Annotated in this window: 14 protein-coding genes and 1 tRNA gene; all 15 read left to right on the forward strand. The window is 60.5% G+C overall.

Going from position 1 to position 19,217, the window contains the following annotated elements; genetic code table 11:
* A partial coding sequence (gene tuf / locus E1748_RS31255; protein WP_133651019.1) for an elongation factor Tu occupies nt 1-903 on the forward strand: 903 nt, incomplete at its 5' end.
* A gap of 63 nt (nt 904-966) precedes the next feature.
* Nucleotides 967-1,042: transfer RNA gene (locus E1748_RS31260), tRNA-Trp, on the forward strand.
* A gap of 35 nt (nt 1,043-1,077) precedes the next feature.
* A complete protein-coding gene (gene secE / locus E1748_RS31265) occupies nt 1,078-1,458 on the forward strand; it encodes a preprotein translocase subunit SecE (RefSeq protein WP_133651181.1) in 381 nt (126 codons plus the stop codon).
* 1 nt (nt 1,459) lies between these two features.
* Nucleotides 1,460-2,017, forward strand: a complete 558-nt coding sequence (gene nusG / locus E1748_RS31270) for a transcription termination/antitermination protein NusG (RefSeq protein ID WP_133651182.1) — start codon at nt 1,460-1,462, stop codon at nt 2,015-2,017.
* A 151-nt stretch (nt 2,018-2,168) separates the two neighbouring features.
* Nucleotides 2,169-2,600: a 50S ribosomal protein L11 gene (rplK, locus tag E1748_RS31275; protein WP_013589839.1), complete on the forward strand. Its 432-nt coding sequence runs from the start codon at nt 2,169-2,171 to the stop codon at nt 2,598-2,600.
* On the forward strand, nt 2,601-3,299 hold the full coding sequence (gene rplA / locus E1748_RS31280) for a 50S ribosomal protein L1 (RefSeq protein WP_133651183.1): 699 nt from the start codon (nt 2,601-2,603) through the stop codon (nt 3,297-3,299).
* Nucleotides 3,300-3,600: 301 nt separating this feature from the next.
* On the forward strand, nt 3,601-4,104 hold the full coding sequence (gene rplJ / locus E1748_RS31285; RefSeq protein ID WP_133651184.1) for a 50S ribosomal protein L10: 504 nt from the start codon (nt 3,601-3,603) through the stop codon (nt 4,102-4,104).
* Between the two features lie 81 nt (nt 4,105-4,185).
* Nucleotides 4,186-4,560, forward strand: a complete 375-nt coding sequence (rplL, locus tag E1748_RS31290; protein WP_091019589.1) for a 50S ribosomal protein L7/L12 — start codon at nt 4,186-4,188, stop codon at nt 4,558-4,560.
* A 370-nt stretch (nt 4,561-4,930) separates the two neighbouring features.
* Nucleotides 4,931-9,037 (forward strand): DNA-directed RNA polymerase subunit beta, encoded by a 4,107-nt coding sequence (rpoB, locus tag E1748_RS31295; RefSeq protein WP_133651185.1) that lies wholly within the window; start codon nt 4,931-4,933, stop codon nt 9,035-9,037.
* Between the two features lie 21 nt (nt 9,038-9,058).
* Nucleotides 9,059-13,297, forward strand: coding sequence for a DNA-directed RNA polymerase subunit beta' (gene rpoC / locus E1748_RS31300; RefSeq protein ID WP_133651186.1), 4,239 nt, complete (start codon nt 9,059-9,061; stop codon nt 13,295-13,297).
* 188 nt (nt 13,298-13,485) lie between these two features.
* Complete coding sequence (gene recQ / locus E1748_RS31305; RefSeq protein ID WP_133651187.1) at nt 13,486-15,333, forward strand: DNA helicase RecQ; 1,848 nt, start codon at nt 13,486-13,488, stop codon at nt 15,331-15,333.
* A gap of 238 nt (nt 15,334-15,571) precedes the next feature.
* Nucleotides 15,572-15,952 carry a 30S ribosomal protein S12 gene (rpsL, locus tag E1748_RS31310; RefSeq protein ID WP_006053290.1) on the forward strand — a complete coding sequence of 127 codons (381 nt, stop codon included), beginning with the start codon at nt 15,572-15,574 and terminating at the stop codon, nt 15,950-15,952.
* A gap of 185 nt (nt 15,953-16,137) precedes the next feature.
* Nucleotides 16,138-16,608 carry a 30S ribosomal protein S7 gene (gene rpsG, locus E1748_RS31315; RefSeq protein ID WP_006053291.1) on the forward strand — a complete coding sequence of 157 codons (471 nt, stop codon included), beginning with the start codon at nt 16,138-16,140 and terminating at the stop codon, nt 16,606-16,608.
* A gap of 139 nt (nt 16,609-16,747) precedes the next feature.
* The gene (gene fusA / locus E1748_RS31320; protein WP_133651188.1) at nt 16,748-18,850 is read left to right on the forward strand and encodes an elongation factor G; all 2,103 of its coding nucleotides are present in this window, start codon (nt 16,748-16,750) and stop codon (nt 18,848-18,850) included.
* A 47-nt stretch (nt 18,851-18,897) separates the two neighbouring features.
* The coding region (locus E1748_RS31325; RefSeq protein WP_205965332.1) for a GTP-binding protein at nt 18,898-19,217 on the forward strand (320 nt) is incomplete at its 3' end.

A 19,217-nucleotide genomic window follows, 5' to 3' on the forward strand; every position in this document is an offset into this window, starting at 1 on the left:
GCGCAGATGGACGGCGCGATCCTGGTGTGCTCGGCCGCAGACGGCCCGATGCCGCAAACGCGTGAGCACATCCTGCTGGCGCGTCAGGTCGGTGTGCCGTACATCATCGTGTTCCTGAACAAGTGCGACATGGTGGACGACGCCGAGCTGCTCGAGCTGGTGGAAATGGAAGTGCGCGAGCTGCTGTCGAAGTATGACTTCCCGGGCGACGACACGCCGATCGTGAAGGGTTCGGCGAAGCTGGCGCTGGAAGGCGACAAGGGCGAGCTGGGCGAAGTGGCGATCATGAGCCTGGCCGACGCGCTGGACACGTACATCCCGACGCCGGAGCGCGCAATTGACGGTGCGTTCCTGATGCCGGTGGAAGACGTGTTCTCGATCTCGGGTCGTGGCACGGTGGTGACGGGTCGTATCGAGCGCGGCGTGGTGAAGGTCGGCGAAGAAATCGAGATCATCGGGATCAAGCCGACGGTGAAGACGACGTGCACGGGCGTGGAAATGTTCCGCAAGCTGCTCGACCAGGGTCAGGCAGGCGACAACGTCGGTATCCTGCTGCGCGGCACGAAGCGTGAAGATGTGGAGCGTGGCCAGGTGCTGGCCAAGCCGGGTTCGATCACGCCGCACACGCACTTCACGGCTGAAGTGTACGTGCTGAGCAAGGACGAAGGCGGCCGTCATACGCCGTTCTTCAACAACTACCGTCCGCAGTTCTACTTCCGCACGACGGACGTGACGGGCTCGATCGAGCTGCCGAAGGACAAGGAAATGGTGATGCCGGGCGACAACGTGTCGATCACGGTGAAGCTGATTGCGCCGATCGCGATGGAAGAAGGTCTGCGCTTCGCTATCCGTGAAGGCGGTCGTACCGTCGGCGCCGGTGTCGTCGCCAAGATCATCGAGTAAGCCAGTTAGTTCTCGTTGATCGGTTGTTTCGGGGTTGACGATGTCGTCAACCCCAAATGGTTTAGGGGTATAGCTCAACTGGCAGAGCGTCGGTCTCCAAAACCGAAGGTTGGGGGTTCGATTCCCTCTGCCCCTGCCAATCTCGCGCCGCATGTGGCGCTCGTTTAGGGTGTTATGGCGAATCCTTCCGTCGAAACTGTAAATACCTCCGGCGACAAGCTGACGTTGACCGCGGGCGTATTGCTGGTCTTGGCCGGGTTCGTCGGGTTCTTCTGGCTGAGCGGCCAGGAGTGGTACGTTCGCGGTGCGGCCCTTGCAGTTGGGGTGATCGCGGGTGTAGCAGTCGGTCTTCTCTCCGCACCTGGCAAGGGTTTCATCGCGTTTGCCAAAGATTCGTACAAAGAAGTCCGCAAGGTCGTGTGGCCCACTCGTAAAGAGGCTACGCAAACGACGCTGGTGGTGTTCGGCTTTGTGCTGGTCATGGCGATCATTCTCTGGATTAGCGATAAATCCATCGAGTGGGCGATTTTCTCGGTGATTCTGGGTTGGAAATGATATGAGTGATACTCCGGCATCCCCGAGCGGTAAACGTTGGTACGTCGTGCACGCCTACTCCGGCATGGAGAAGAGCGTGCAACGTGCGCTTCAAGAGCGCATCGAACGTGCTGGCATGCAGGATAAATTTGGTCAGATCCTTGTGCCGACCGAAGAGGTCGTCGAGGTGAAGGGCGGTCACAAATCGGTGACCGAGCGCCGTTTCTTTCCGGGCTACGTGCTCGTGGAAATGGAGATGACGGACGAAACATGGCACCTCGTGAAGAACACGGCGAAGGTGACGGGTTTCGTGGGCGGTGCGCGCAATCGTCCGAGCCCGATTTCCCCGCGGGAAGTCGAGAAGATCATGTCGCAGATGCAGGAAGGCGTGGAAAAGCCGCGCCCGAAGACTCTGTTCGAAGTCGGCGAGATGATCCGTGTGAAGGATGGTCCGTTTACGGACTTCAACGGCAGCGTCGAGGAAGTGAACTACGAGAAATCGCGAGTCCGTGTTTCCGTGACGATCTTCGGCCGGGCGACGCCGGTTGAACTGGAATTCGGTCAGGTCGAAAAGCTGTGATCTGATCTGGGTGGGTCGCGCTAGTTTGTGCGATCCACCTTTCGCGCTTACGGTCCGCGTAATGGCCGTTGAGGAGCGCAAGTAGTCGATGTTTGTCGAAAGCGCGCTATCACTCACCTGAACGCTAACGCGTTCCAACGAGGTTTTCAACATGGCAAAGAAAATCATCGGCTTTATCAAGCTGCAGATTCCTGCAGGTAAAGCCAATCCGTCGCCGCCGGTCGGTCCGGCACTGGGCCAGCGCGGCCTGAACATCATGGAATTCTGCAAGGCGTTCAACGCACAGACGCAAGCGTTGGAACCGGGCCTGCCGATTCCGGTCGTCATCACCGCGTTCGCCGACAAGAGCTTCACGTTTGTTCTGAAGACGCCGCCGGCTACGGTTCTGATCAAGAAGGCCGCGAAGGTCGACAAGGGCTCGAGCAAGCCGCACACCGACAAGGTCGGCAAGATTACGCGTGCACAAGCCGAAGACATCGCCAAGACCAAGATGCCCGATCTGACGGCAGCTGATCTCGACGCAGCGGTCCGTACGATCGCTGGTAGCGCCCGCTCGATGGGCATCACCGTGGAGGGCGTGTAAATGGCCAAGCTTTCTAAACGTCTGCAATCTTTTGCAAACCAGGTCGATCGCCAGAAGCTGTACCCGGTCGACGAAGCGCTCACGCTCGTGAAGAGCTGCGCAACCGCAAAGTTCGACGAATCGATCGACATCGCCGTGCAGCTCGGCATCGATGCGAAGAAGTCGGATCAGGTGGTGCGTGGTTCGGTGGTGCTGCCCGCCGGTACGGGTAAGTCGGTTCGCGTCGCGGTGTTCGCACAAGGTGAAAAGGCCGAGCAGGCTCGTGCCGCCGGTGCGGAGATCGTCGGTATGGAAGACCTGGCTGAACAGGTCAAGGCCGGCAATCTGAACTTCGACGTCGTGATCGCTTCGCCGGACACGATGCGCGTGGTTGGTACGCTGGGTCAGATTCTTGGTCCGCGCGGCCTGATGCCGAACCCGAAGGTCGGCACGGTGACGCCGGACGTCGCGACGGCCGTGAAGAATGCGAAGGCTGGTCAGGTGCAGTTCCGTGTCGACAAGGCTGGGATCATCCATGCGACGATCGGCCGTGCATCGTTCGAGCCGACCGCACTGCGCAGCAACCTGAACGCACTGGTCGACGCGCTGCAAAAAGCGAAGCCGGCGACGAGCAAGGGTGTGTACCTGCGCAAGATCGCACTGTCGAGCACGATGGGTGTCGGCGTGCGTGTCGATCAGGCATCGCTCGCAGCGCAGTAAAGAATCCGGCGTTCCGGTGTAAGCCGGAGCGCTATTTAAGGGCTTTGGGCGGTCGTGAGGTGGCAGTTCGCATCGCACGGCCGGTTGTCAAAGACCGTTGGCGAGAACGCAGCAGGCAGGTGTTCTCTTAATGCAAAGCCAACGCAGATGGCGAACCCGAAATGGTTTTGTAGTGCTGAAGCCGTTTGATACTCGCAGCGATGCGGTTAGCAAGCGGTCGAAATGCTCCTGACTGGTCGGACGCCGTTGTTGAACGCGGTACGCAGAGCATCCGCCGAGCGTATCGAATCTGGAGTTAACCGTGCCACTCAACAAAGAAAGTAAGCAGGCCGTCGTCGCTGAGGTTGCCGCGCAAGTCGCGAAAGCCCAGACCGTCGTTCTGGCCGAATATCGTGGAATCGCGGTTGGCGATCTGACCAAGCTGCGCGCGAAAGCGCGTGAGCAACAGGTGTATCTCCGCGTGTTGAAAAACACGTTGGCGCGTCGCGCTGTCGAAGGTACTCCGTTTGCTCCGCTGGCAGAGCAGATGACCGGTCCCCTGATCTACGGCATCTCTGAAGATGCAATTGCTGCTGCCAAGGTCGTCAACGACTTCGGCAAAAGCAATGACAAGTTGATCATCAAGGCCGGTTCCTACGAAGGCAAGGTGATGGATAAGGCGGGCGTGCAAGCGCTGGCCAGCATCCCGAGCCGCGAGGAACTGCTCTCCAAGCTGCTGTTCGTCATGCAGGCTCCCGTCTCTGGCTTCGCACGCGCTCTTGGCGCGCTCGCAGCACAGAAGGGCGAAGCCGAAGCTGCTGCCTGAATTTCAGGCAGTGCGTGACGCACGTCGGTTGAGCGTAATCGATCGCTGGCTGTATCCGAATTCAATTTAGGAGTATTTCAAATGGCAATCGCAAAAGAAGACATCCTCGAAGCCGTAGGCTCGATGTCGGTTCTGGAACTGAACGAGCTGGTCAAGGCGTTCGAAGAAAAGTTTGGCGTGTCGGCAGCTGCTGTTGCAGTGGCAGGCCCGGCAGGCGGCGGCGCAGCAGCCGTTGCTGAAGAACAAACCGAATTCACGGTCAACCTGACGGAAGTCGGCGCGAACAAGGTTTCGGTCATTAAGGCAGTTCGCGAACTGACGGGTCTCGGCCTGAAGGAAGCGAAGGATCTGGTCGACGGTGCACCGAAGCCTGTGAAGGAAGCGGTACCGAAGGCTGCTGCTGAAGAAGCGAAGAAGAAGCTCGAAGAAGCTGGCGCGAAGGCTGAAATCAAGTAAGTTTCAGCAGGCTGCGCGAAGGCTGGCGGTTTTCCACCGCCGGCCTTTTTGTGCTTTGTGGGGACTACGTTTTTGCGCTGTTGTTTCGGCAAGAACGTGGGCCCAAGAAGCCAAAGAGAAGCGTCTTTCGGTAAGGTCGACCGGCGATTCTCTTTGTCTTCTGAAGCGACTGCAGAAGGCAAGTTTGGTCGGGCAGCGGGCAACATAGGCATCCGCTGCCGTCAGCCAGCGGTTGGTAGCGGCCAACCACCAAGCTTCTAGGCTCGTTCAAGCCATCGGACGGCCATCGGGTCTCAGTCGGTGAACACTCGGGTTGTCTCATCAAGGTACCCTGCCTCGACAACAATGCCCGCCGTGATTCGGAGATCGTATGCAATATTCCTTCACCGAGAAGAAGCGTATTCGCAAGAGCTTTGCGAAGCGCCCCATCGTTCACCAAGTACCTTTCCTGCTGGCTACCCAGCTTGAATCATTCAGCACGTTTCTGCAAGCAGACGTGCCTGCTGCACAACGCAAGCCCGAAGGCCTGCAGGCCGCGTTCACATCGGTTTTCCCGATCGTGTCGCACAACGGTTTTGCGCGTCTCGAGTTCGTCAGCTACATGCTGTCGTCGCCGGCGTTCAACATCAAGGAATGCCAGCAACGCGGCTTGACGTACTGCTCCGCACTGCGCGCGAAAGTGCGCCTGGTGCTGCTCGACAAGGAATCGCCGAGCAAGCCGGTCGTCAAGGAAGTGAAGGAGCAGGAAGTGTACATGGGCGAAATTCCGCTCATGACGCCGACGGGCTCGTTCGTCATCAACGGCACGGAACGCGTGATCGTTTCGCAGCTGCACCGTTCGCCCGGCGTGTTCTTCGAACACGACAAGGGCAAGACGCACAGCTCGGGCAAGCTGCTGTTCTCCGCGCGGATCATTCCGTACCGCGGTTCGTGGCTCGACTTCGAATTCGACCCGAAGGACGTGCTGTACTTCCGCGTCGACCGTCGTCGCAAGATGCCGGTCACGATCCTGCTGAAGGCAATCGGCCTGACGCCGGAACAGATCCTCGCGAACTTCTTCGTGTTCGACAACTTCACGCTGATGCCGGAAGGCGCGCAGATGGAGTTCGTGCCGGAGCGTCTGCGTGGTGAAGTCGCGCGCTTCGATATCACGGATCGCGACGGCAACGTCATCGTGCAGAAGGACAAGCGGATCAACGCGAAGCACATCCGCGACCTCGAAAACGCGAAGACGAAGTTCATCTCGGTTCCCGAAGACTATCTGCTCGGCCGCGTGCTGGCGAAGAACGTCGTCGACGGTGACACCGGTGAAGTGATCGCGAACGCGAACGAAGAAATCACCGAAACCGCACTCGAGAAGCTGCGCGAAGCGAAGATCAAGGACATCCAGACGCTCTACACGAACGATCTGGATCAAGGTCCGTACATCTCGTCGACGCTGCGTATCGACGAAACCGCGGACCGCATGGCCGCGCGTATCGCGATCTACCGGATGATGCGTCCGGGCGAACCGCCGACTGAAGAAGCCGTCGAGGCGCTGTTCAACCGCCTGTTCTACAGCGAAGACGCATACGACCTGTCGAAGGTGGGTCGTATGAAGTTCAATCGTCGCGTGGGTCGCGACGAGATCATCGGACCGATGACGCTGCAGGACGACGACATCCTCGCGACGATCAAGATCCTCGTCGAGTTGCGTAACGGCAAGGGCGAAGTGGACGATATCGACCACTTGGGCAATCGTCGTGTGCGTTGCGTCGGCGAACTGGCGGAGAACCAGTTCCGTGCCGGTCTCGTGCGTGTCGAACGTGCTGTGAAGGAACGCCTCGGCCAGGCCGAAAGCGAAAACCTGATGCCGCACGACCTGATCAACTCGAAGCCGATTTCGTCGGCGATTCGCGAGTTCTTCGGTTCGTCGCAGCTGTCGCAGTTCATGGACCAGACCAACCCGCTGTCGGAAATCACCCACAAGCGCCGCGTGTCGGCACTTGGACCGGGCGGTCTGACGCGTGAACGCGCAGGCTTCGAAGTCCGCGACGTGCACCCGACCCACTACGGTCGTGTGTGCCCGATCGAAACGCCGGAAGGTCCGAACATCGGCCTGATCAACTCGCTCGCGCTGTACGCGCACCTGAACGAATACGGCTTCCTCGAGACGCCGTACCGTAAGGTGACGGACGGCAAGGTGACCGATCAGATCGATTACCTGTCGGCGATCGAAGAAGGCCGTTACGTGATCGCTCAGGCGAACGCTGCAGTGGCCGACGACGGCACGCTGACCGATGAACTCGTGTCGTCGCGTGAAGCTGGCGAAACGCTGATGGTCACGCCGGACCGCATCCAGTACATGGACGTGGCGCCGTCGCAGATCGTGTCGGTGGCCGCCTCGCTGATTCCGTTCCTCGAGCACGACGACGCGAACCGCGCATTGATGGGTTCGAACATGCAGCGTCAGGCTGTGCCGTGTCTGCGCCCTGAAAAGGCCGTGGTCGGTACGGGTATCGAGCGTACGGTGGCGGTCGACTCGGGTACGACAGTTCAGGCATTCCGCGGCGGTGTCGTCGATTACGTCGACGCAGGCCGTATGGTGATCCGCGTGAACGACGATGAAGCCGTTGCTGGCGACGTCGGCGTGGACATCTACAACCTGATCAAGTACACGCGTTCGAACCAGAACACGAACATCAACCAGCGCCCGATCGTGAAGGTCGGCGACATCGTGTCGCGTGGCGACGTGCTGGCTGACGGCGCATCGACCGACCTCGGCGAACTGGCACTTGGTCAGAACATGCTGGTCGCGTTCATGCCGTGGAACGGCTACAACTTCGAAGACTCGATCCTGATCTCTGAGAAGGTGGTGGCGGACGACCGTTACACGTCGATCCACATCGAAGAACTGAACGTCGTGGCTCGTGACACGAAGCTCGGACCGGAAGAAATCACGCGCGACATTTCGAATCTCGCTGAAGTGCAGCTTGGCCGTCTCGACGAGTCGGGCATCGTGTACATCGGCGCGGAAGTCGAAGCGGGCGACGTGCTGGTCGGTAAGGTGACGCCGAAGGGCGAAACCCAGCTGACGCCGGAAGAAAAGCTGCTGCGCGCGATCTTCGGCGAGAAGGCATCGGACGTGAAGGACACGTCGCTGCGCGTGCCGTCGGGCATGAGCGGTACCGTGATCGACGTGCAGGTGTTCACGCGTGAAGGCATCCAGCGCGACAAGCGCGCGCAACAGATCATCGACGATGAACTGAAGCGCTATCGCCTCGACCTGAACGACCAGCTGCGTATCGTGGAAGGCGATGCGTTCCAGCGTCTCGCACGGATGCTCGTCGGCAAGGTGGCGAACGGCGGTCCGAAGAAGCTCGCGAAGGGTACGAAGATCGACCAGGCTTACCTGGAAGATCTCGACCACTACCACTGGTTCGACATCCGCCTCGCGGACGAAGAAGCAGCGGCGCAGCTCGAAGCGATCAAGGACTCGATCGAACAGAAGCGTCACCAGTTCGATCTCGCGTTCGAAGAAAAGCGCAAGAAGCTCACGCAAGGCGACGAACTGCCGCCGGGCGTGCTGAAGATGGTCAAGGTGTACCTGGCAGTGAAGCGCCGCCTGCAGCCTGGCGACAAGATGGCCGGCCGTCACGGTAACAAGGGTGTTGTGTCGAAGATCGTCCCGATCGAAGACATGCCGCACATGGCCGACGGCCGTCCGGCGGACGTCGTGCTGAATCCGCTCGGCGTGCCGTCGCGGATGAACGTGGGTCAGGTGCTCGAAGTACATCTGGGTTGGGCCGCGAAGGGCCTCGGCTGGCGTATCGCCGAAATGCTGCAACGTCAGGCGAAGATCGCCGAACTGCGCGCGTTCCTGACCAAGATCTACAACGAGTCGGGCCGTGCGGAAGAGCTTGACACGTTCTCGGACGACGAAATCGTCGAGCTCGCGAAGAACTTGCGCGAAGGCGTGCCGTTCGCGACGCCGGTGTTCGACGGTGCGACGGAAGAGGAAATGTCCGGCATGCTGAACCTGGCGTTCCCTGACGACATCGCGCAGAACCTCGGCATGACGCCGTCGAAGAACCAGGTGCGTCTGTACGACGGCCGCACGGGTGAGGCATTCGAGCGTCCGGTCACGGTCGGCTACATGCACTACCTGAAGCTGCATCACTTGGTCGACGACAAGATGCATGCGCGTTCCACGGGCCCGTACTCGCTCGTGACGCAGCAGCCGCTTGGCGGTAAGGCGCAGTTCGGTGGCCAGCGCTTCGGTGAAATGGAAGTGTGGGCGCTCGAAGCGTACGGCGCATCGTATGTGCTGCAGGAAATGCTGACGGTCAAGTCGGATGACGTGACAGGCCGGACCAAGGTGTATGAGAACCTGGTCAAGGGCGATCACGTGATCGATGCGGGCATGCCGGAATCCTTCAACGTGCTGGTGAAGGAAATCCGCTCGCTCGGTATCGACATCGATCTCGACCGCAACTAATCGGACTACGGAGAGAAGGCAATGAAAGCTCTGCTCGATCTATTCAAGCAAGTCCAACAACCGGAAGTTTTTGACGCGATCAAGATCGGTCTGGCATCGCCGGACAAGATCCGTTCGTGGTCGTTCGGCGAAGTGAAGAAGCCGGAAACCATCAACTACCGCACCTTCAAGCCGGAGCGGGATGGTCTGTTCTGCGCGAAGATCTTCGGGCCGATCAAGGACTACGAGTGCCTGTGCGGCAAGTACAAGCGTCTGAAGCACCGCGGCGTGATCTGCGAAAAGTGCGGTGTCGAAGTGACGTTGGCCAAGGTGCGCCGCGAGCGCATGGGTCACATCGAACTCGCGTCGCCTGTTGCGCACATCTGGTTCCTGAAGTCGCTGCCGTCGCGTCTGGGCATGGTGCTCGACATGACGCTGCGCGACATCGAACGCGTGCTGTACTTTGAAGCGTACGTGGTGATCGATCCGGGCATGACGCCGCTGAAAGCGCGGCAGATCATGACCGAAGAGGATTACTACAACAAGGTCGAAGAGTACGGTGACGAATTCCGTGCCGAGATGGGCGCGGAAGGCGTGCGCGAACTGCTGCGTGCGATCAACATCGACGAGCAGGTCGAGATGCTGCGCACCGAACTGAAGAACACCGGTTCGGAAGCGAAGATCAAGAAGTACGCGAAGCGCCTGAAGGTGCTCGAGGCTTTCCAGCGTTCGGGCATCAAGCCGGACTGGATGGTCCTCGAAGTGCTGCCGGTGCTGCCGCCGGAACTGCGTCCGCTCGTGCCGCTCGACGGCGGCCGTTTCGCGACGTCGGACCTGAACGACCTGTATCGCCGCGTGATCAACCGTAACAACCGGTTGAAGCGTCTGCTCGAACTGAAGGCGCCTGAAATCATCGTCCGCAACGAAAAGCGGATGCTGCAGGAAGCCGTCGATTCGCTGCTCGACAACGGTCGTCGCGGCAAGGCAATGACGGGCGCGAACAAGCGTCCGCTGAAGTCGCTCGCCGACATGATCAAGGGTAAGGGCGGTCGTTTCCGTCAGAACTTGCTCGGTAAGCGCGTCGACTATTCGGGCCGTTCGGTCATCGTGGTTGGCCCGACGCTGAAGCTGCATCAGTGCGGTCTGCCGAAGCTGATGGCGCTCGAACTGTTCAAGCCGTTCATCTTCAACAAGCTCGAAGTGATGGGTGTCGCTACCACCATCAAGGCTGCGAAGAAGGAAGTCGAGAACCAGACGGCCGTGGTGTGGGACATCCTCGAAGAGGTGATCCGCGAGCATCCGGTGATGCTGAACCGCGCACCGACGCTTCACCGTCTTGGCATTCAGGCGTTCGAGCCGGTGCTGATCGAAGGCAAGGCAATCCAGCTGCATCCGCTGGTTTGCGCGGCGTTCAACGCCGACTTCGACGGTGACCAGATGGCTGTTCACGTTCCGCTGTCGCTCGAAGCGCAGATGGAAGCGCGCACGCTGATGCTGGCGTCGAACAACGTGCTGTTCCCGGCCAACGGCGATCCGTCGATCGTGCCGTCGCAGGATATCGTGCTCGGCCTGTACTACGCGACCCGCGAAGCAGTGAACGGCAAGGGCGAAGGCCTGACGTTCACGGGCGTCTCGGAAGCGCTGCGTGCGTACGAGAACAAGGAAGTCGAGCTTGCATCGCGCGTCAACGTGCGGATCACCGAAATGGTCCGCAACGAAGACACGTCGGAAGGTGCTCCGCAGTTCGTGCCGAAGATCTCGCTGTACGCGACGACCGTCGGCCGCTCGATCCTGTCGGAAATCCTGCCGCCGGGCCTGCCGTTCTCGGTGCTGAACAAGCCGCTGAAGAAGAAGGAAATCTCGCGTCTGATCAACACCGCGTTCCGCAAGTGCGGTCTGCGCGAAACCGTGATCTTCGCCGACCAGCTGATGCAGTCGGGCTTCCGCCTGGCGACGCGCGCCGGTATTTCGATCTGCGTCGACGACATGCTCGTGCCGCCGCAGAAGGAAACCATCGTCGGCGACGCCGCGAAGAAGGTGAAGGAATACGACCGTCAGTACATGTCGGGTCTCGTCACGTCGCAAGAGCGCTACAACAACGTGGTCGACATCTGGTCGGCAACGTCGGAAGCGGTCGGCAAGGCGATGATGGAGCAGCTGTCGACGGAACCGGTGGTCGATCGCGACGGTAACCAGACGCGTCAGGAGTCGTTCAACTCCATCTACATGATGGCCGACTCGGGCGCCCGGGGTTCCGCAGTGCAGATCCGCCAGCTGGCGGGGATGCGCGGCCTGATGGCGAAGCCGGACGGCTCGATCATCGAGACGCCGATTACGGCGAACTTCCGCGAAGGCCTGAACGTGTTGCAGTACTTCATCTCGACCCACGGTGCACGTAAGGGTCTGGCTGATACGGCACTGAAGACGGCGAACTCGGGTTACCTGACGCGTCGTCTCGTCGACGTGACGCAGGATCTGGTGGTGGTCGAGGACGATTGCGGTACGTCGAACGGCGTCGCCATGAAGGCGCTGGTTGAAGGCGGTGAAGTTGTCGAAGCACTGCGTGACCGGATTCTCGGTCGCGTGGCGGTGGCGGACGTCGTCAATCCGGAATCGCAGGAAACGCTGTACGAATCGGGCACGCTGCTCGACGAAGACGCGGTCGAGGAAATCGAACGCCTCGGCATCGACGAAGTGCGCGTGCGCACGCCGCTCACCTGCGAAACGCGTTACGGTCTGTGCGCAGCCTGCTATGGCCGCGATCTGGGTCGTGGCTCGTCGGTCAACGTCGGCGAAGCGGTCGGCGTGATCGCCGCGCAGTCGATCGGCGAACCGGGCACGCAGCTGACGATGCGGACGTTCCACATCGGCGGTGCGGCATCGCGTGCGGCAGTGGCTTCGTCGGTCGAAGCGAAGTCGAACGGTACGGTCCGTTTCACGTCGACGATGCGTTACGTCACGAATGCGAAGGGCGAGCAGATCGTCATCTCGCGTTCGGGCGAAGCGATGATTACCGACGATCACGGCCGTGAGCGCGAACGTCACAAGGTGCCGTACGGCGCGACGCTGCTGCAGCTGGACGGTGCGCAGATCAAGGCCGGTACGCAGCTCGCGACGTGGGATCCGATGACGCGTCCGATCATCACCGAGTACGGCGGTACGGTGAGGTTCGAAAACGTCGAGGAAGGCGTGACGGTGGCGAAGCAGATCGACGACGTGACGGGGCTGTCGACGCTCGTCGTGATCGACGTGAAGCGCCGCGGTTCGCAGGCTTCGAAGAGCGTGCGTCCGCAGGTGAAACTGCTCGACGCGAACGGCGAGGAAGTGAAGATCCCGAACACCGAGCATTCGGTGCAGATCGGCTTCCAGGTCGGCGCGCTGATTACCGTGAAGGACGGTCAGCAGGTGCAGGTCGGTGAAGTGCTCGCACGGATCCCGACCGAATCGCAGAAGACGCGTGACATTACCGGTGGTCTGCCGCGCGTGGCTGAACTGTTCGAAGCACGTTCGCCGAAGGACGCCGGCATTCTCGCGGAAGTCACGGGTACGACGTCGTTCGGTAAGGACACGAAGGGCAAGCAGCGTCTCGTTATCACGGACCTCGAAGGCGAACAGCACGAGTTCCTGATCGCGAAGGAAAAGCAGGTTCTGGTGCACGATGGTCAGGTCGTCAACAAGGGCGAAATGATTGTCGACGGACCTGCGGATCCGCACGACATCCTGCGTTTGCAGGGCGTCGAGGCGCTGGCGCGCTACATCGTGGACGAAGTGCAGGACGTGTATCGTCTGCAGGGCGTGAAGATCAATGACAAGCACATTGAAGTGATCGTCCGTCAGATGCTGCGTCGCGTGCAGATCGTCGATAACGGTGATACGCGCTTCATCATGGGCGAGCAGGTCGAGCGCTCGGACATGCTCGACGAGAACGACCGGATGACTGCGGAAGACAAGGTCCCGGCAACATACGACAACGTGCTGCTCGGTATCACGAAGGCATCGCTGTCGACCGATTCGTTCATCTCCGCGGCGTCGTTCCAGGAAACGACCCGCGTGCTGACCGAAGCGGCGATTATGGGCAAGCGCGACGATCTGCGTGGTCTGAAGGAAAACGTGATCGTCGGCCGTCTGATTCCGGCCGGTACGGGTCTCGCGTTCCACAAGGCACGCAAGAGCAAGGAGCTGTCCGACCGCGAGCGTTTCGATCAGATCGCAGCGGAAGAGTCCTTCGAATTCGGTACGCCGGAAACCCCGGCCGCCGAACAGCAGCACTCCGGCGAGTAAGACGCGGCGGCGCAAGCCGCTTCCGTCTGCGAACCGCACAAGCCGCCCGGTTTCGACCGGGCGGCTTTTTTTTGCCTTTTTGTACCCGCCCCATCGGCCGATCGGCGAATGTTCGCGAGAAACGCGAGCATGCTGCGGATGCGTTGGTAAAATTCGTCTGTCCGGCCCGCCGTCTCTTCCCGATCTCAATGTCCCGTTCGCTCGAAATTCTCAACGAAGTCTTCGGTTATCCCGCATTCCGCGGACAGCAGGGCGAGATCGTGGAGCATGTGGCCTCGGGTGGCGATTCGCTCGTGCTGATGCCGACGGGCGGCGGCAAGTCGCTGTGCTATCAGATTCCGTCGCTGGTCCGCCACGAGGCTGGGCTCGGCGCCGGCATCGTTGTGTCACCGCTGATCGCGTTGATGCAGGATCAGGTTGCTGCGCTCACCGAGGTCGGCGTGCGCGCCGCGTATCTGAATTCGACGCTGTCCGGCGCCGAAGCCGCCGCGACCGAGCGCGCACTGCGCGATGGCGACATCGATCTTTTGTACGTCGCGCCGGAGCGGCTGATGACGCCGCGTTTTCTCGAACTGCTGGAGCGCGCGCGCATCGGCCTGTTCGCGATCGACGAGGCGCACTGCGTGTCGCAATGGGGGCACGATTTCCGGCCGGAGTACATCCAGCTTTCCGTGCTGCACGAGCGGTTTCCGTCGGTGCCCCGTATCGCGCTGACCGCGACGGCCGACGCGATCACTCGCGAAGAGATCGTTCAGCGCCTCGCACTCGACGATGCGCGCATTTTCGTCTCGAGCTTCGATCGTCCGAACATCCGCTACCGGATCGTCGAAAAGGACAACGCGCGTTCGCAGCTGCTCGATTTCATCCGTGCAGAACACACGCGCACCGACGGTACGACCGATGCGGGCGTCGTCTATTGCCTGTCGCGTCGCAAGGTCGAAGAAACGGCGGAGTGGTTGAAGGCGCAGGGCGTTCGCGCGCTGCCTTACCACGCCGGCATGGAGTTCGAGATCCGGCAGAAGCATCAGGAAATGTTCCAGCGCGAAGAGGGCGTCGTGATGTGCGCGACGATCGCGTTCGGGATGGGTATCGACAAGCCCGACGTGCGCTTTGTCGCACACCTCGATTTGCCGAAGAGTGTCGAAGGTTATTACCAGGAAACCGGTCGCGCCGGCCGTGACGGCATGCCGGCCAATGCGTGGATGACGTACGGTCTGGGCGATGTCGTCCAGCAGCGCAAGATGATCGACGAGTCCGATGCCGACGACGCGCACAAGCGCGTGCAGACCGGCAAGCTCGACGCGCTGCTGGGGCTGTGCGAAACCGCGTCATGCCGGCGCGTGCGGCTGCTCGGCTATTTCGGCGAGACGAGCGGTCCGTGCGGCAACTGTGATACGTGCCTTGAGCCGCCGGCGTCGTGGGACGCGACACGCGAAGCGCAGATGGCGCTGTCGTGCGTGTTCCGCGCGCAACGGGCGAGCGGTTTTCATTTCGGTGCCGGCCACCTGATCGACATTCTTCGCGGCAACAAGAGCGAGAAAATCCTGCAGCGCGGCCACGACAAGTTGAGCACGTTCGGCATCGGCGCGGCGCTGTCCGAACCGGAATGGCGCGCAGTGTTCCGGCAACTGGTGGCGTTCGGCTATCTGACCATCGACCACGAAGGCTATGGGTCGCTGGTGCTGACCGAGGCAAGCAAGCCGGTACTGAAGGGCGAGCAGAACGTGACGCTGCGCCGCTACGTGAAGCCGACCCGGACGCGGCAATCGTCGGGCCGCACGAGCGAGCGAGCTGATCCGACGCTCGGCATGGGGCCGCGCGAGCGCGCCCGCTGGGAGCGGCTGCGCGCGTGGCGCACCGAGACCGCGAAAAGCGATGGCGTACCCGCATACGTCATTTTCCACGACGCGACGCTGGCCGAAATTGCCCGCAACGGGCCGGACACGCTGGACGACCTCCGCCACATCCCGGGGATGGGCGTCCGCAAACTCGATCGCTTCGGCGCAGAACTGCTCGAAGTCGTCTCGGCCGATTGATCGCGAAGACTACGCATCGCTGCTCGGCTCTCCCAACCTGTTGACTTGTTTGGCATTTTCGGAATATAGTGCTAGGTTCCGGATTTTGGCTTGCCCGCGCGCGTCTTTCGCGTGTGCGTCGTCATGCGCAGCGGCCGGATGCGGAAGTAAAAAGAAGCAAACAGGAAGTTCGATGTTCATCGTTTCTGCTTTGCCCAGAAACGGATACATCGGTTTTGTTCAATTTCAGGAAGAAACAATGCCAACCATCAATCAACTGGTTCGCAAAGGCCGGACGTCGGAAACGACGAAGAGCAAGAGCCCGGCCTTGCAGGACTGCCCCCAGCGTCGTGGCGTGTGCACCCGCGTGTACACGACGACGCCGAAGAAGCCTAACTCGGCGCTCCGTAAGGTCGCTAAGGTTCGTCTGACGAACGGCTTCGAAGTCATTTCGTACATCGGCGGTGAAGGCCACAACCTGCAGGAACACTCGGTTGTGCTGATCCGTGGCGGCCGTGTGAAGGATTTGCCGGGTGTGCGTTACCACATGGTTCGCGGCTCGCTGGATACCCAGGGCGTCAAGGACCGTAAGCAGGCTCGCTCGAAGTACGGTGCGAAGCGTGCCAAGGCCGGCAAGTAAGCAGCCGGTTGCGTCGTATCAGTATCAGGTCGCCTGAAAAGGCGGTAATAGCGGTGGTGCCGGATTCGCCGGTGCTGTCGAGTAAGTGGTCACCCGACCGGGCTGGTTAGTCGTAAAGATGAATCGGGTTTGTTGGTGACCGCGGGGCTGAAAGCAGCTCCAACTGAAAAAGTAAAGGAAGAAACATGCCGCGTCGTCGCGAAGTCCCCAAGCGGGAAGTGTTGCCGGATCCGAAGTTCGGTAACGTAGATGTAGCAAAATTCATGAACGTGCTGATGCTGTCGGGCAAGAAGTCGGTTGCCGAACGCATCGTGTACGGCGCTTTTGAACAGATCCAGACCAAGGGTGGCAAGGACCCGCTGGAAGTGTTCACGGTAGCGCTCAACAACGTGAAGCCGGTCGTTGAAGTGAAGAGCCGTCGCGTTGGTGGTGCGAACTACCAGGTTCCGGTCGAAGTGCGTCCGTCGCGTCGTATGGCATTGGCGATGCGTTGGCTGCGCGAGGCTGCGAAGAAGCGTAGCGAGAAGTCCATGGCCCTGCGCCTGGCTGGTGAACTGAGCGAGGCCGCTGAAGGCCGCGGCGGCGCAATGAAGAAGCGCGACGAAGTTCACCGGATGGCAGAAGCCAACAAGGCGTTCTCGCATTTCCGTTTCTAAGTATCTTTGCCGGGTCTAGCCAGATCCGGCAGTACAACGGAAAGAAATTCCGGGCGGGTGCGCTTTCAGGCGCCTCGCCCGTTTGTGTTAGGGCGCGCAGGGTCGATACCCGGCGCACCAACCCCCATAGAGGATCAAAGTGGCTCGCAAGACTCCTATCGAGCGCTACCGTAACATCGGTATTAGCGCTCACATCGACGCCGGCAAAACGACGACGACCGAGCGCATTCTGTTTTACACCGGCGTGAACCACAAGATTGGTGAAGTTCACGACGGCGCAGCCACCATGGACTGGATGGAGCAGGAGCAGGAGCGCGGTATCACGATCACGTCCGCTGCTACGACCGCTTTCTGGAAGGGCATGGCAGGCGACCGCGCCGAGCACCGCATCAACATCATCGACACCCCGGGCCACGTCGACTTCACGATTGAAGTCGAGCGCTCGATGCGCGTGCTCGACGGTGCGTGCATGGTCTACTGTGCTGTGGGCGGCGTGCAGCCGCAATCGGAAACGGTGTGGCGTCAGGCGAACAAGTACAAGGTTCCGCGTCTTGCGTTCATCAACAAGATGGACCGTACCGGCGCGAACTTCTTCAAGGTCTACGATCAGCTGAAGCTGCGTCTGAAGGCGAACCCGGTTCCGGTCGTGGTGCCTATCGGCGCTGAAGAGAACTTCACCGGCGTCGTCGATCTGATGAAGATGAAGGCGATCATTTGGGACGACGCGTCCCAGGGTACCAAGTTTTCGTACGAAGAAATCCCGGCAGAGCTCGTCGACACGTGCAACGAATGGCGTGAAAAGATGGTCGAGGCCGCGGCTGAAGCGAACGAAGACATGATGAACAAGTACCTCGAGTCGGGTGAACTGACGGAAGAGGAAATCGTCAAGGGTCTGCGCGACCGGACGATCGCTTGCGAAATCCAGCCGATGCTGTGCGGTACCGCGTTCAAGAACAAGGGTGTTCAGCGGATGCTGGACGCCGTGCTCGACTTCCTGCCGTCGCCGGTCGACATTCCGCCGGTTACCGGCGAACTGGAGAGCGGTGAAAAGGGTGAGCGCCGCGCTGCCGACGACGAAAAATTCTCGGCACTGGCATTCAAGATCATGACCGACCCGTTCGTCGGTCAGCTGATCTTCTTCCGCGTGTATTCCGGCGTTGTGAATTCGGGCGACACGGTGCTGAACGCGACGAAGGACAAGAAGGAACGTCTGGGTCGTATTCTGCAGATGCACGCAAACCAGCGCGAAGAAATCAAGGAAGTGCGCGCCGGCGACATCGCTGCAGCAGTCGGTCTGAAGGATGCGACTACTGGCGACACGCTGTGCGATCCGCAAAGCCCGATCGTGCTCGAACGCATGATTTTCCCGGAGCCGGTGATTTCGCAGGCTGTTGAGCCGAAGACGAAGCCCGACCAGGAAAAGATGGGCCTGGCGCTCAACCGTCTGGCTCAGGAAGATCCGTCGTTCCGCGTGCAAACCGACGAAGAGTCGGGTCAAACCATTATTTCGGGCATGGGCGAGCTCCACCTCGAAATTCTGGTCGACCGGATGAAGCGTGAGTTCGGCGTCGAAGCTACGGTCGGCAAGCCGCAGGTGGCTTACCGCGAAACGATCCGCGGCAAGGCGGAAGACGTTGATGGCAAGTTCGTCAAGCAGTCGGGCGGTCGTGGTCAGTACGGTCATGCGGTCATCACGCTTGAGCCGAACGAACAGGGCAAGGGCTACGAGTTCCTCGACGAGATCAAGGGCGGCGTGATTCCGCGTGAGTACATCCCGGCTGTCGACAAGGGCATCCAGGAAACGCTGAAGAGCGGCGTGCTGGCCGGCTTCCCGGTCGTCGACGTGAAGGTGCATCTGACGTTCGGTTCGTACCACGATGTTGACTCGAACGAAAACGCGTTCCGCATGGCCGGTTCGATGGCGTTCAAGGAAGCAATGCGCAAGGCGAACCCGGTCATTCTCGAACCGATGATGGCCGTCGAAGTCGAAACGCCGGAAGACTACATGGGCAATGTGATGGGCGACCTGTCGGGTCGTCGCGGCATTGTTCAGGGCATGGAAGACATGATTGGCGGCGGCAAGATCGTCCGTGCAGAAGTACCGCTGTCGGAAATGTTCGGTTACTCGACATCGCTGCGTTCGCTCTCGCAAGGGCGCGCGACGTACACGATGGAATTCAAGCATTACGCAGAAGCGCCGCGCAACGTCTCCGAAGCGATCATCAACGCGAAGGCGAAGTAAGTCTTTCGGCAGCATTCATCGATCAACTTTTTTGAAAGAAGAGAAACATGGCAAAAGGTAAATTCGAACGGACGAAGCCGCACGTGAACGTGGGGACGATCGGACACGTTGACCACGGCAAGACCACGCTGACGGCGGCGATCACGACGGTGCTGACCGCGAAGTTCGGCGGCGAAGCGAAGGCGTACGACCAGATCGACGCGGCGCCGGAAGAAAAGGCGCGCGGCATCACGATCAACACGGCGCACGTGGAATACGAAACGGCGAACCGCCACTACGCCCACGTGGACTGCCCGGGCCACGCCGACTACGTGAAGAACATGATCACGGGTGCGGCGCAGATGGACGGCGCGATCCTGGTGTGCTC

It is taken from the genome of Paraburkholderia flava (assembly GCF_004359985.1).
In the GTDB taxonomy this organism is placed as follows: domain Bacteria; phylum Pseudomonadota; class Gammaproteobacteria; order Burkholderiales; family Burkholderiaceae; genus Paraburkholderia; species Paraburkholderia flava.

Bases quoted from the DNA above. Each gene is read 5' to 3' on its own strand.
- secE (WP_133651181.1), top strand. From the start codon at position 1,078: ATGGCGAATCCTTCCGTCGAAACTGTAAATACCTCCGGCGACAAGCTG.
- nusG (WP_133651182.1), top strand. From the start codon at position 1,460: ATGAGTGATACTCCGGCATCCCCGAGCGGTAAACGTTGGTACGTCGTG.
- rplK (WP_013589839.1), top strand. From the start codon at position 2,169: ATGGCAAAGAAAATCATCGGCTTTATCAAGCTGCAGATTCCTGCAGGT.
- rplA (WP_133651183.1), top strand. From the start codon at position 2,601: ATGGCCAAGCTTTCTAAACGTCTGCAATCTTTTGCAAACCAGGTCGAT.
- rplL (WP_091019589.1), top strand. From the start codon at position 4,186: ATGGCAATCGCAAAAGAAGACATCCTCGAAGCCGTAGGCTCGATGTCG.
- rpoB (WP_133651185.1), top strand. From the start codon at position 4,931: ATGCAATATTCCTTCACCGAGAAGAAGCGTATTCGCAAGAGCTTTGCG.
- rpoC (WP_133651186.1), top strand. From the start codon at position 9,059: ATGAAAGCTCTGCTCGATCTATTCAAGCAAGTCCAACAACCGGAAGTT.
- recQ (WP_133651187.1), top strand. From the start codon at position 13,486: ATGTCCCGTTCGCTCGAAATTCTCAACGAAGTCTTCGGTTATCCCGCA.
- rpsL (WP_006053290.1), top strand. From the start codon at position 15,572: ATGCCAACCATCAATCAACTGGTTCGCAAAGGCCGGACGTCGGAAACG.
- rpsG (WP_006053291.1), top strand. From the start codon at position 16,138: ATGCCGCGTCGTCGCGAAGTCCCCAAGCGGGAAGTGTTGCCGGATCCG.